At 65.9% G+C, this 12,158-nt stretch carries 12 protein-coding genes; 8 read left to right on the forward strand and 4 right to left on the reverse strand.

From position 1 onward, the window contains the following. Positions 1–183: 183 nt before the first annotated feature. Entirely contained in the window at positions 184–936 is a 753-nt protein-coding gene (locus BN1313_RS14925; RefSeq protein WP_176696052.1) for a DUF1963 domain-containing protein, read from the forward strand. A gap of 62 nt (positions 937–998) precedes the next feature. Here the strand turns inward: BN1313_RS14925 and BN1313_RS14930 are convergent, their stop codons facing one another. Together BN1313_RS14930 and BN1313_RS14935 are read right to left on the reverse strand one after the other, a co-directional pair. Beyond that, positions 999–1,847 carry an alpha/beta fold hydrolase gene (locus tag BN1313_RS14930; protein WP_091743195.1) on the reverse strand — a complete coding sequence of 283 codons (849 nt, stop codon included), beginning with the start codon at positions 1,845–1,847 and terminating at the stop codon, positions 999–1,001. A gap of 17 nt (positions 1,848–1,864) precedes the next feature. After that, positions 1,865–5,287 (reverse strand): indolepyruvate ferredoxin oxidoreductase family protein, encoded by a 3,423-nt coding sequence (locus BN1313_RS14935; protein ID WP_091743094.1) that lies wholly within the window; start codon positions 5,285–5,287, stop codon positions 1,865–1,867. Positions 5,288–5,428: 141 nt separating this feature from the next. On the opposite strand from BN1313_RS14935, the gene BN1313_RS14940 reads away from it, so the two are divergent. The 7 genes from BN1313_RS14940 to BN1313_RS14970 all read left to right on the forward strand — a co-directional run bounded on the left by BN1313_RS14940 (position 5,429) and on the right by BN1313_RS14970 (position 10,834). Next, positions 5,429–5,932 (forward strand): Lrp/AsnC family transcriptional regulator, encoded by a 504-nt coding sequence (locus tag BN1313_RS14940; RefSeq protein WP_091743095.1) that lies wholly within the window; start codon positions 5,429–5,431, stop codon positions 5,930–5,932. Next, on the forward strand, positions 5,929–6,825 hold the full coding sequence (locus BN1313_RS14945) for a pirin family protein (RefSeq protein ID WP_091743096.1): 897 nt from the start codon (positions 5,929–5,931) through the stop codon (positions 6,823–6,825). Before BN1313_RS14940 ends, BN1313_RS14945 begins: the two co-directional genes overlap by 4 nt. Then, on the forward strand, positions 6,825–8,087 hold the full coding sequence (locus BN1313_RS14950) for a serine hydrolase domain-containing protein (protein WP_091743097.1): 1,263 nt from the start codon (positions 6,825–6,827) through the stop codon (positions 8,085–8,087). The genes BN1313_RS14945 and BN1313_RS14950 overlap by 1 nt, the downstream gene beginning before the upstream one ends. A gap of 109 nt (positions 8,088–8,196) precedes the next feature. After that, complete coding sequence (locus BN1313_RS14955) at positions 8,197–8,823, forward strand: hypothetical protein (RefSeq protein ID WP_141653171.1); 627 nt, start codon at positions 8,197–8,199, stop codon at positions 8,821–8,823. After that, on the forward strand, positions 8,816–9,388 hold the full coding sequence (locus BN1313_RS14960) for a DUF4304 domain-containing protein (RefSeq protein WP_091743099.1): 573 nt from the start codon (positions 8,816–8,818) through the stop codon (positions 9,386–9,388). The genes BN1313_RS14955 and BN1313_RS14960 overlap by 8 nt, the downstream gene beginning before the upstream one ends. Before the next feature lie 58 nt (positions 9,389–9,446). Then, complete coding sequence (locus BN1313_RS14965; protein WP_091743100.1) at positions 9,447–10,181, forward strand: NYN domain-containing protein; 735 nt, start codon at positions 9,447–9,449, stop codon at positions 10,179–10,181. After that, positions 10,181–10,834: a glutathione S-transferase family protein gene (locus BN1313_RS14970; RefSeq protein WP_091743101.1), complete on the forward strand. Its 654-nt coding sequence runs from the start codon at positions 10,181–10,183 to the stop codon at positions 10,832–10,834. Before BN1313_RS14965 ends, BN1313_RS14970 begins: the two co-directional genes overlap by 1 nt. On the opposite strand, the gene pgsA is transcribed toward BN1313_RS14970, so the two are convergent. Together pgsA and BN1313_RS14980 are read right to left on the reverse strand one after the other, a co-directional pair. Continuing rightward, a complete protein-coding gene (gene pgsA, locus BN1313_RS14975) occupies positions 10,831–11,454 on the reverse strand; it encodes a CDP-diacylglycerol--glycerol-3-phosphate 3-phosphatidyltransferase (protein WP_091743102.1) in 624 nt (207 codons plus the stop codon). The genes BN1313_RS14970 and pgsA overlap by 4 nt on opposite strands. Positions 11,455–11,527: 73 nt before the next feature. Next, positions 11,528–12,157 carry a hypothetical protein gene (locus BN1313_RS14980; protein WP_091743103.1) on the reverse strand — a complete coding sequence of 210 codons (630 nt, stop codon included), beginning with the start codon at positions 12,155–12,157 and terminating at the stop codon, positions 11,528–11,530. Between the last annotated feature and the right edge of the window lies 1 nt (position 12,158).

The raw sequence follows: 12,158 nt of genomic DNA on the forward strand, positions 1-12,158 counted from the left end.
TGACTCCGTTTCATGGCCAAGGTGAAAGTCTGACGGGCGAAGGCGATGATGCTGCTAGGCCAGATCTTCTTTGTCATTAACGCGGTCATTCTGGCTGTCATCCTCTATCGGCGGGTCTTTCCAGCCAAGCCGCGAGCGGCCCGGTTCTACACCTGGACCGACGACAACACCGACGCTTCGGAGATGGCCGAGCGTCTGACCGGGATGCAGCGGCCCACCCTTCTCCTTGAAGAGGACGAGACCTCGGCATTCTCGAAACTGGGCGGCGCGCCCAATCTGCCGCCCCATCTCGCGTGGCCTATCGGCGTAAAGGGCCCGCAAGCCTTCATCGCCCAACTTGACCTCGGCGTGGCGCGCAACTGCGGCGGACCAGATTGGGCGCCGTCTTCTGGCGCCCTCTACGTTTTTCTGGACGACGACCGGTTCGGTTTCGGAGACGAAATCCGTGTGCTGTTCAGTCCGACGCTTGGCGAGGCTCCAGCGCAGTTTCCCGAAACCCTGGGGCGTAAGCATCGCTACAAGGAGAAACGCCTCCGCATGGAGCATTTCCCTTCGACACCCAGCGCAGACTGGGTCGACATTGATCCCGGGTCAGCAATGATCGAGCAGCTCGAGGAAGACGCGGCGCTAAGTCAGCCCCCAAACGACAGCCCTGATCATCGACTCTTCGGCTATCCGGCCGAGATCCAGTCCGGCCAACTTTGGCTGGAGTGCGAGCACCTCGCTTGCGGAAGAGAAGGTTCCGTTTACGCAGAGCGCCCTTCTGAAGCGTTCATTCGCTCCGCAGAAGACTGGCGTCTGCTCCTGCAAATTGACACCGATGAGCAAGTGGGCATGTCGTATGGCGACGGCGGCATGTTCTACGTCTTCATCCGTGAGGCGGACGCTCGACAGGCCGACTTTTCCCGGACAGTGACGATCCCGCAGACGTACTGAGAGGTCCGCGCCGACACGCTTGGGCGCTGGACGAGCTTTGACCGCCTTGCTGGGCGAGCGACTCAGGGCGCCGAAGTTCGCAGGAAATCGCTCAAGGCCGCCCAGGCCGCCGGTTCGGTCATGAAGGGGGCGTGTCCAACCTCCGGGACGGCGGCGAAGGCCAGGTCGGGCTTGCGAGCACGCATCGCCGCGACCGTGGACCTCATGAGCACGTCGGAAATGTCGCCGCGGATCAACAGTGTCGGGACCGGCTTCAGCACGTCGAACAGCGGCCACAGATCAACCTGAGGGCCGCTCACGGTGCGAGCGATCGCCGGGTCATAGTCCAGGACGATCTCGCCTGGTGCGACCTCGCGGAAAATCCGCTTGGCGAAGGCGATCCAAAACGCCTCCCCGGCCTCCGCAGGGAATGAGACCCCGTTGATGTCCCGGCAGAGGCTCGCGGCGTCCAACCAGGACCGCGCAGTCCTGGATCCGCCGGCGTAGCTGCGGATTCGCTCGAGCCCTGCGGGATCGATCTCAGGGCCAATGTCATTGAGCACCGCCGCCCCGACCCTCTCAGGCGCCATGGCGGCGGCGATCATCGTCATCAGGCCCCCCATCGAGGTGCCGACAAAGACCGCCTTCTCGATCGCAAGGCGATCGAGCAATCCGAGCATGTCAGCGACATAGACGGACGGATTGTAGCGCTCGGCGTCAGGGTCCCAGCCGGAAAGCCCGCGGCCCCTTTGGGTGGCGATGATGACGCGCCGGCCCAGTTCGACGATGCGAGGCCCCAGCTCTTCGAAGTCGCGCTCGTTACGCGTAAGCCCGTGGAGGCAAAGTACAGGGATGCCCGCGGTCGATCGGGGCTGGTGATCGCGATAGTGAACGCTGATCCCGTCAGCGGTCTCGAACTCGCTCTCGGCCACCTGAAGGCTCAACGTCTTCAGACCGCCACCCAAGCCGCCATCCGCTCCCACTCGCCCCACAGCCGCGCGCGCTCCGCCTCGGCCGGCTCGACCGAGGCTTCCTTGATGTGGCCGAAGCCGCGGATCTGCTGCGGGATCTCGGCGATCTTGACGGCCAGGTCCGCGCGCGCGGGCGTGAGTTCGGCCAGGATGCGCGCCACGTCGGCCTCATAGTCGGCGATCAGGCGGCGTTCCATGCGGCGCTCGTGCGTCGCGCCGAAGAGGTCGAGCGGCGTGCCGCGCAGGCCCTTGAACCTGGCGAGCACCGGGAAGGCCGCCGTCAGCATCCAGCCGCCGAACGCCGTCTTCTTCGGTCGGCCGCCCTCGCCGATTTTGGCGAACAGCGGCGGAGCCAGCAGCACCTTGGCCTTGCCGCCCTTGAAGGTCTCGGCCCGGTAGGCGGCGAAGCGGCCGTCCGTGTAGAGGCGGGCCACCTCGTACTCATCCTTGTAGGCCATCAGCTTGTAGAGATTGACCGCCACAGCTCGCGTCAGATCGTCCGAGCCCTTGGCCGCCACCCGATCGACGAGCGTCCGATAGCGCCGCGCGTAGTCGGCGTTCTGATAGGCCTTCAGCTCCGCGGTTCGACCCTCGATCAAGTCCACGAGCGGGATCGTCTCCGGCGTCGGCGCGGCGTCCATCCGCTCGCCCCGGATCTCAGGTTCGAAACAGGCGCGCCGGCCCAGTTCGAAGGCCTGCAGGTTGGTCTCCGCATCCACGCCGTTCAGCTGGATCGCCCGGTAGATCGCCCGGCTGGAGACGGGCAGCAGGCCCTTCTGCCAGGCGAAGCCCATCAGGATCATGTTCGAATAGATGGCGTCGCTGAGCTGGGTCTCGGCCAGGTTGTGGGCCGGCAACTCGTCGTAGAACCGCGTCGCCCGGGTGATGCGCGCAGCCTCCGCGTCCGGATCGAACTGGGCGTCGCGATCGGCCACGAAGTCGGCGGTCGGCGTCAGGTCGGCGTTGCCGACGGCCGCCGTCCGGTCCGCCGAATAGAGCGTCATCGCGTCGGGGCCGGCCGCGGCCAGCAGGTCGCAGGCGATCAGTACATCGGCGCTGGCCGCCGGCACGCGGCCGCCGACCGGGCTCGTTTCATCCTCGCCGATCCGCACATGGCTGAAGACCGCCCCGTTCTTCTGGGCGAGACCCGTCATGTCGACCACCGAGGCCGCGTGGCCGTCGACGTGGGCCGCCATCGCCAGGATCGAGGCGACGGTCGTCACGCCTGTGCCGCCAACGCCCGTGAAGACGATGTTGCGCACGCCGTCGATGGTCTCGAACGTCGGCAGCGGTGTGGAATCGGCCGTCAGCGCCGGCGCGGCCTCGCGGTGGGCGTTCACGGCCCCCTCCAGCGTGATGAACGACGGGCAGAAGCCCTGCAGGCAGCTGTAGTCCTGCGTGCAACTCGACTGGTTGATGGCCCGCTTGCGGCCGAACTCGGTGTTCAGCGGCTCCACCGACACGCAGTTGGAAGTCTTGGAGCAATCCCCGCAGCCTTCGCAGACCAGCGGGTTGATCATCACCCGGCGCGGCGCCTGGGCGAGTGTCCCACGCTTGCGGCGCCGGCGCTTTTCAGTGGCGCAAACCTGATCATAGAGCAGGACGGTGACGCCCTCCTCTTCACGCAGCTCGCGCTGAACCTTCATGAGCTCAAGGCGCGGACGCACCGTGACGCCAGGCGCCAGGTCGGTCACGCCGTCGTAGCGTTCCGGCTCGGCGGCGACGATGACGATCTTCTTCACCCCCTCCGCCGCCAGTTGGCGGGTGATCTGGGCCGGCGTAAAGCCGCTCTCGGCGGACTGGCCGCCCGTCATGGCGACGGCGTCGTTGAACAGGATCTTGTAGGTGATGTTGGCGCCGGACAGCACGGCGCCGCGGATGGCGAGCGAGCCGGAGTGGTTGTAGGTGCCGTCGCCCAGGTTCGTGAAAACGTGCTTCTCGCTGGTGAAGGGCGCAGCTCCCGTCCAGGCCATGCCCTCCCCGCCCATGTGGCTGTAGAGGTCGGTGTTCGGGTCGGTGAAGGTCACCATATAGTGGCAACCGATCCCGGCGAGCGCGCGCGAACCTTCCGGCAGGCGGGTCGAGGAGTTGTGCGGACAGCCCGAGCAGAAGAAGGGCTTGCGCACCTGGCCAGCGGCGTCGTTCGCCGCGGCGGCCTGCGCCGCCGCCACCTGGTCCAGATAGGCCTGCACCCCGGCCGAGTGGGCGCCCTGCGGCAGCCGCGGCGCGATCGCCTGGGCGATATCGGCGACCGAAAGCGCGCTCAGCTGCGACAGCAGAGGCTGACCCGCCTCGTCGAACTTGCCGATCACCTTTGGCCGATGTTCGCCGGGCATGTCGTAGAGGGCGGCGCGGACCTGCTCCTCGACGAAGGATCGCTTGTGCTCGACCACCAGCAGAGTTTGGAGACCCTGAGCGAATTCGCGCATGCCCACGGGCTCGGCCGGCCAGACCATGCCGATCTTATAGATGATCAACCCCAGCTCGCCGGCCTGCTCGGCCGTGAGGCCCATGGCGCTCAGCGCCTCCATGACATCGCGATAGGCCTGGCCGTGGCAGACGATCCCCAGGCGCGGACGCGGTGACGGCAGGGCCACATGGTTGATCTTGTTCGCACGCGCAAAGGCGATCGCGGCCGGCAGCTTGTAGGTCCGCAGTCGGCGCTCCTTGTCGAGCGGCGCGTCCTTCAGCCGGATGCCGAGTCCGCCGGGGGGCGTCGTGAAATCGGTGGGCTCAATGAACCGGTGGCGTTCCAGCGAGACATCGATGGTCTCGCCTGCGTCCATGGTGTCGGCCACGGCGATCAGCCCGGCCCACAGACCTGAGTAGCGCGAGAGCGCATAGCCAAAGAGGCCGTAGTCCAGGACCTCCTGCACGCCGGCCGGCGACAGCAGGGGGATTTCATAATCCTGGAAGGCGTACTCAGACTGCGCCGGAATCGTCGAGGACTTGCAGGCGTGGTCGTCGCCGGCGATCGCCAGGACCCCGCCGGTCGGGAAGACGCCCGACATGTTGGCGTGCTTGAAGACGTCGCCAGAGCGGTCGACGCCCGGGGTCTTGCCGTACCACATCCCCATCACGCCGTCGTAGGTGGCGGACGGAAACAGGTTCGCCTGCTGGCTGCCCCAGATGGCGGTGGCGGCCAGGTCCTCGTTGACGCCTTCCTGGAAGACGACGTTGGCCGCCTTCAGGTGCTTGGTCGCGCGCCCGGCCTGCTGGTCGAGCCCGCCCAGGGGCGAGCCTCGGTATCCCGAAACGAATCCGGCGACATTCTTTCCTGCGGCGGCGTCCAGCCGGTGCTGATCCAGCAGGATCCGTAAAAGCGCCTGGATGCCGGTGATGAAGACCCGGCCTTCCGTGAGCAGAAACTTGTCGTCTAGCGTCACGTTTGTGTGCCGCATCGCAATTTTCTTCCTTTCGGGCCTCCCAAAGCCCTTGCAAGGATCATATAAGATCAAGGCGATAGTCTGCCAAAAGCGTGCCGGAGCCAAGTGGTTCCGGGCACGGATGTGCGGCCTGACCGGTGGCTTCGGAGGAAATCATTGTCTGATCCCCTGGACGCCGTTGATGCACGGATCCTCGATCTGATCCAACATGACGCGGGGCTCTCCGTCGCCGAGATCGCCGACCGCGTCGGGTTATCGTCCAGCCCTTGCTGGCGGCGGATCAAGCGGCTGGAGGACACCGGCATCATCCAGCGCCGCGTCACCATCCTCGACCGCGAACTTCTGGGTCTTGGCTTCGAGGTCTACTGCACCGTAAAGCTCAGCCTGCCGACTCGCGAGAATCTGGCCGATTTCGAATCCGCCATCGGCAAGCTTCCGGAAGTCGTCCAGTGCGCCACGGTGACCGGCGCCGCCGACTACGAGCTGCGCGTCGTCACCCGCGACATGCATACCTTCGATGAATTCCTGCGCGACCGCATCCTGTCGCTGGGCCTCGTCTCCAATATCGAAAGCCGGATTGTCATCCGCGCCGTGAAGAACACCACTGCGGCCCCCCTTGGCCTCATCAGCGAACACATCACGAGCGACCCCCAAGCATGATCGAACTTGTCATCGACCAGCGGCGCCGCGATCTCGGCGGTTTCGAGGTCGGCCGCGTCCTGCCGTTCGCCCAGCGCCGGATGGTCGGGCCCTTCGTCTTCTTCGACCACATGGGTCCGGCCGCCTTCGAGCCCGGCTTCCCGCGCACGGTCGACGTCCGCCCGCACCCGCACATCGGCCTGTCCACAGTCACCTACCTCTACGAGGGCGCGATCACCCACCGCGACAGCGTCGGCGTCACCCAGCGAATCCTACCCGGCGAGGTGAACTGGATGACCGCCGGCTCTGGCATCACCCATTCCGAGCGCTTCGAGGACCTGCGCGCCCACGGCGGCCGCATCCACGGCATCCAGGCCTGGGTCGCCCTGCCGGTTGAACAGGAAGAGACTGCGCCGACCTTCGCCCACCACGGTCCGGAAGATCTGCCCACCGTCGAGTTCGGCGATGGGCTCTGGGCCCGACTGATCGCCGGCGAGGCCTTCGGCGCCCAGGCCAAGGTCGATGTCCGCTCGCCGCTCTTCTACGTCCACTGGGCGATGAAGGCGGGCGCCCGCGCCCAGCTGGAAGCGCGCTACCCCGAGCGTGCGGCTTACGTCGCCCAAGGCATCGTCGAGGTGGAGGGCCGTCCGCTCTCCGCCGGCCAGATGGCGGTCTTCGCGCCCGGCCGGCCGGTGCTGTTCACCGCGACGACCGACGCTGTCGTCATGCTGCTGGGCGGCGATCCGGTCGGCCCGCGCTTCATTGAGTGGAATTTCGTGTCCTCGTCCAAGGACCGCCTCGAACAGGCGAAGGCCGACTGGCGCGCAGGCCGCATGAAACTGCCCGACGCCGACGATCAGGAGTTCATCCCCCTGCCCGCCGACCCGCCGCCGCCAGCGCCCGCGATGAGCTGATGAACCGGCCGACGCCCCACCGCCGCGGCGTTCTCGCCGGCGGGGCCGCTCTGACGCTGGCCGCCTGTGCGCCGAAGGCCGCAACCTCGCCGAACTTCACCGAGCTCGGCCTTGCGACGCTCGAGGCGGCCCTCGAACGCCACGTCACCCGGGGGTCTATCCCCGGCGCAGTCGGCCTGGTCAGCCGCGGCGGCGAGACCCAGGTTTTCACCGCCGGCTTCAAGGCCCTGCAAGGCGCCGAGCCGATGCAGCGCGACACGATCTTCCGCATCGCTTCCATGACCAAGCCGCTGACGGCGACAGCGGTGATGATGCTCATCGACGAGGGCAAATTCATCCTCGACGAGCCGGCCGAGCGCCTGCTTCCAGAACTAGCCAATCGCCGGGTGCTCGCCCGTCCCGACGCCCCGCTCAGCGAGACCGTGCCGGCCAACCGGCCGATCACCCTCCGCGACATCCTGAACTTCACCCTGGGCTGGGGCGTCTCGTTCGAAAACACGCCCATCCTGCAGGCGACGCAACGGATCCCGGGCTTCGGCATGCCCGACGCGCAGGCGCCCTTCACCAACGACGCCTTCATGGCCGCGCTCGGCGCCCTGCCGCTCATGGCTCAACCCGGCGACCGCTGGCTCTATTCCCTGGGGTCCAACATCCAGGGCGTCCTGGTGGCGCGCGCCTCCGGCCTGTCCCTGCCCGACTTTCTAGCCCGCCGGGTCACCGGCCCGCTGGGTATGAGCGACACCGCCTTCTTCGTCCCGCCCGAGAAGCTCTCACGGCTGGCCACCGCCTACATGCCCAGGAACGGCCAATTGGAGCTCTACGACGCCCCGAACGGCCGATACGCCAAGCCGCCCAGCTTCGCCGCCGGCGACTCCGGGCTTGTCTCGACTCTTGACGACTACCTGGCCTTCGCCCGCTTCCTGATGACCGGCCAGGCGCCTGACGGGCGGCCACTCCTCTCAGCCAGATCTCTGGACGAAATGAAGACCAACCACCTGACGAAGACCCAGCGCTGGTGGGGCCGCCAGATCCTGACGCTTCGTCGCGGTTGGGGCTACGGGATGGGCGTCGTCATGACCCCGACGCCAGAGGGTCTGCGAGCCGGCGCCTACGGCTGGGACGGCGGCTTCGGGACCAGCTGGTTCAACGACCCCGCCCGCGACCTCACCGCCATCCTCCTGACCCAGCGCCTCTTCGACACCCCCGACCCGCCCCAGATCCACAAGGACTTCCAGGCCGCGGCGATGAAGGCTTTGGTCTAAAGTCGTTTGTTCGCGTTTTGTTCTTGACATCGAATAGCCTACGAGCTAGAGTCTAGCTTGGGGAAAGACGCGGACGGCCGCGATTTCAATATTTATAGGGGAAAAGCGGATGGCGCTGCGCCAACCGGAGCGCACCCGTGCGCCTGCCAGGTCGTCAACTCCCTGGCGAGGGCCTTCCGGGTCGGCACGACCCTACAATGCTCTACAACAGCAGAATTCCAGGGAACTCGCCGCGCTCCGCCGCCAGCAGGCGGAGTTCGCCGAAATACGCCGGCAGATTGATCGCCAGAATCAATTGCTGGCTCTCCCCGCTCTCGCGCCAGTCGCCGCAGTCCTGGGGTTGGAAGGTGCTGGCTTAGCCGCCGCTATGCTGGCGAAGCCAGCGATCTCGACGGGCCAATTGGTCCTCACCAGACGCATGCCACCGCTCAGAGGGGAGACGTGGGCCACGCGGGCGGGCAAGAAGGCCCACGCCGAGATGAGGGCCCGCGTTCGCGAGAAGCCTGGTTGGGAATCCGAACGCTATACGAAGACGAACGACGGTGGATACGTTCGGCCCGACATCAGCGCCCCTGTTCGCAGCCAAGCGAAGAATGGGGAGCGCTTCTTGATGGAGCTCAAACCTGACACGCCATACGGACGAAAAGCGGCGGCGAAGGCAGTGAAGAGCTACGAGGAGTGGACGGGAAACAAGGCGCGAGCGATCTTTTACAAGCAAAGCGACTACCGTGAGTAGATCTCTCTTCGCCAAGGCCCTTGACGCTGCGCTTCGGCCGATTGGATTTGAGCGGAACAAGGATGATTGGACCCGAATTCGCGGCGACTTCGAAGCGACCATCAATCGGCAGTCGAGTTGGTTGGGCGGAGTAGCCGTAAATTGCGCGCTCAAGGATCTCGTCACTGAAAGACTTTATCTTGAGATCTTTCCGGAAGCGGTCGTGTTTCCTGTCCCTTACCGTCGCATGGGTGAATTTATTGAAGGGCATGACGGCTGGTGGGCGACGGAAGACCCAGATGCGGCGGCGGATATGGCCACAGCCGTCCTCAACAACGTCATCCCTTGGTTCGAGCAACCATGGCCACTCGAGGTGCAGGCCCGCGAGTGGTATTTTCGCGAACGGCAACTCGAACGACTGCGGGGTGGAGGCGGCTTTGGCGCCATCGGCCTCGTGCTCACCTTGCACCGGATGGGCGAGTTCGATGATGTGCGGAAGCTTCTGAACGCACCCACCCCTCGGACCGCAATCGAGTCCAACGTCAAAAACTTCGCGCGCGTTCGCGAGTATCTGGGTTACGCATGACAGGCTCTGTCTGCCTATAGGTGGCGCACTGTGAACCGCCAGTCTCGGAGACGCCGCGATGCCTGATGACAAGCCGCCGCGCCTGGCGGTCCTGATCGACGCCGAGAACGCCTCGCCGCGGATCGCCGAGGCCCTGTTTACTGAGATCGCCACCCTGGGCGAGGCCTCGGCCCGGCGCATCTATGGCGACTTCGCCAGTCCGCAGATCGCCGGCTGGACCAAGGTGCTGTCGCGCTTCGCTATCCAGCCGCAGCAGAACTTCGCCAACACCAAGGGCAAGAATTCCGGCGACATCGCCCTGGTCATCGACGGCATGGACCTGCTGCACTCCGGCCGGTTCGACGGGTTCTGCCTGGTCTCGTCCGACGCCGACTTCACGCGCCTGGCCTCGCGCATCCGCGAGGAGGGCGTCGATGTCTTCGGCTTCGGCGAACAGAAGACTCCGGAGAGCTTCCGCCAGGCCTGCACCCGCTTCATTTACACTGAGAACCTAGGCCCACCCGTCGAGGTCGCCGACAGCGGCGCGCCCAAGTCCGCCGGACGCGTGGCCGGACCGGATAAGCGCAAGCCAGCAGAAGCCGCACGCCTCATCGCCGGGATCATCGCTGATATGGACGAAGAAGGCGGCTGGGTGGCCGTCGGCGGCGTCAGCAATCGTTTGCGCAACGCCTATCCGGACTTCGATCAACGGACCTATGGCTTCGCCAAACTATCCGACCTCATCAAGGCCACCAGCCGATTTGAGGTTGAGCGAGGAAAGGATGGAGTGATGCGCATTCGGGACCGCGCCTGATGGGCGAGCTTGTTCTCACCACCTACGACTGGGCGCCGCCGCCGCCGCGCGGCTATGTCCGCGACCTGCGCATCCGTTGGGCGCTGGAGGAGGCGGGCCTGCCCTATCGCGTCGCCTCGACCCCCTTCCGCGAGCGGGGGCCGGACCATCTCGCCCACCAGCCCTTCGGCCAGGCGCCGTGGCTGACCGACGGCGACCTCTCCATCTTCGAAAGCGGCGCGATCCTGCTGCACCTGGGTGAACTGAGCCCAGTCCTGCTGCCGACCGCCCCCGCCGCCCGTAGCGAGACCATCGAGTGGCTGTTCGCCGCCCTGAATTCCGTGGAGATGGCCACCCAGCCCTGGGTGCTTTTCAAGTTCTCCAACGACACCGACCCGGCCAATCCGAACTGGAAGCGCTGCGATGACTTCGTGAAGTTGCGCCTTGACCGCCTTGAGCCGGTGTTGGCCCAGCGCGAACATCTCGCCGCCGACGCCTTCACCATCGCGGACCTGATGATGGCCGACGTCCTGCGCATCGTTGACCGCTTCGACGGCCTTTCCGCCCATCCCGCGACGAAGGCCTACGTCGACCGCGCGGTCGAACGGCCGGCTTTCCAGAAAGCCTACGCCGACCAGATGGCGCACTTCGCCGCTGCGGATGGGAAGGCCTAAAGCCCCTTCAGGGCCTTGCGTGTCTGTTCCCAATACTGGGCGCCGGTGATCAAGGTGACGATCGCGGCCAGCCAGAACAGGACGTCGGCGGTCACGGTCGCCGGACCGCGGATCGAGGGCTCGTCCGTCAAGCCGAAGGCGCCCCAGGCGGCGACGACAAGCTGGGCGGTCAAGGCGACCATCTGTAGGGCCGTCTTCCACTTGGCCAGCCGGGTCACGGGCAACTTCACACCCTTGGCCGCGCCCACTTCACGCAGCGCGCTGACGGTGAATTCGCGGAACAGGATCAGACCCGCGGGCAGCAGGACCATAGGCTGCGGACCCAGGGACATGAGGCCCAAGATCGCGCCGCAGACCAGCACCTTGTCGCCGATCGGGTCGAGGATCGCGCCCCACATCGACATGGCGTCGAGCTTGCGCGCCAGCCAGCCGTCGAAATAGTCGGTGATCGCCGCCAGGACAAAGGCGTAGACAGCCCATCGCTGCAGGGCGAACTGCGCCTCGGGCGTCAGATTGGCCGACAGGTACGGCACCGCGCCCGAAGCCGCCGCCAGGGCCACGAACATGAACAGCGCCATGACCAGGCGCAGCGACGTCAGGATGTTCGGCAGGGATTTCATAAAGATGGTTCCATCGGCGTATGGCGAAGCTGTAGCTTGTTCAACGCGCGCCGTCGCTAAAGGCGCCCGCGTCTCAGCGCTTCGAAAACCCGAACGGCACCAAAACCAGAACCGGCTCGCCTAGGTCCGCTGGGCCGTTGCCCTGGCGAGATTGAACCTTGATCCACCCCGCCTTGGCCGCACGCAGCGCAGCGCCTCCAAAGTCCATGCCTGAGGGTCCTTCGCCCAACACCCGACACGCGTCGAGGACGCCGTCCCGCCCGCGACTGCAAGCCAGCAACGCCCCGCCAGTCGCTCCGGCGTCATAAGCCTTCACGGGATAATAGGGCCCGGCACCGGTGGTCCCATAGGTCTTGTCCATCTTGAATTTCACCGTCAGGGCGCGTGGCGGGAGATACTCAACCGGCCCATCAACCGATGGCGAAACGTAGCTCTCCGCAAGCCGAACCTTCTCCAGCAAAGTCATAGCGGCCGCGCCAAAGCCGTAACCTGCGGGACCTTCCATTGCGACGGCGCATCCGGTAACGGCCTGACCCCGACGAACGCAATGCAGCACCACGCGCCCTCCTAGATTCCCCGCCTTTGCGGCCTCAGGATAGCTAGCTGCGATTTCATCCAGGCTGGGCAAGGTCTCGAAGATCTCTGCGGTGGCGCTCTTCGAGCTCGCAAAAGCAAGGAGAATGATCAGGGCGAGCAGCCGCATA

It is taken from the genome of Phenylobacterium immobile (ATCC 35973) (assembly GCF_001375595.1).
Classification (GTDB): domain Bacteria; phylum Pseudomonadota; class Alphaproteobacteria; order Caulobacterales; family Caulobacteraceae; genus Phenylobacterium; species Phenylobacterium immobile.

What these genes read in the sequence shown, in the direction of transcription:
- pgsA (WP_091743102.1), bottom strand. Translation starts at nt 11,454, where the DNA reads ATGAAATCCCTGCCGAACATCCTGACGTCGCTGCGCCTGGTCATGGCG.
- BN1313_RS14935 (WP_091743094.1), bottom strand. Translation starts at nt 5,287, where the DNA reads ATGCGGCACACAAACGTGACGCTAGACGACAAGTTTCTGCTCACGGAA.
- BN1313_RS14925 (WP_176696052.1), top strand. Translation starts at nt 184, where the DNA reads ATGGCCGAGCGTCTGACCGGGATGCAGCGGCCCACCCTTCTCCTTGAA.
- BN1313_RS14945 (WP_091743096.1), top strand. Translation starts at nt 5,929, where the DNA reads ATGATCGAACTTGTCATCGACCAGCGGCGCCGCGATCTCGGCGGTTTC.
- BN1313_RS14950 (WP_091743097.1), top strand. Translation starts at nt 6,825, where the DNA reads ATGAACCGGCCGACGCCCCACCGCCGCGGCGTTCTCGCCGGCGGGGCC.
- BN1313_RS14955 (WP_141653171.1), top strand. Translation starts at nt 8,197, where the DNA reads ATGGCGCTGCGCCAACCGGAGCGCACCCGTGCGCCTGCCAGGTCGTCA.
- BN1313_RS14970 (WP_091743101.1), top strand. Translation starts at nt 10,181, where the DNA reads ATGGGCGAGCTTGTTCTCACCACCTACGACTGGGCGCCGCCGCCGCCG.
- BN1313_RS14980 (WP_091743103.1), bottom strand. Translation starts at nt 12,157, where the DNA reads ATGCGGCTGCTCGCCCTGATCATTCTCCTTGCTTTTGCGAGCTCGAAG.
- BN1313_RS14965 (WP_091743100.1), top strand. Translation starts at nt 9,447, where the DNA reads ATGCCTGATGACAAGCCGCCGCGCCTGGCGGTCCTGATCGACGCCGAG.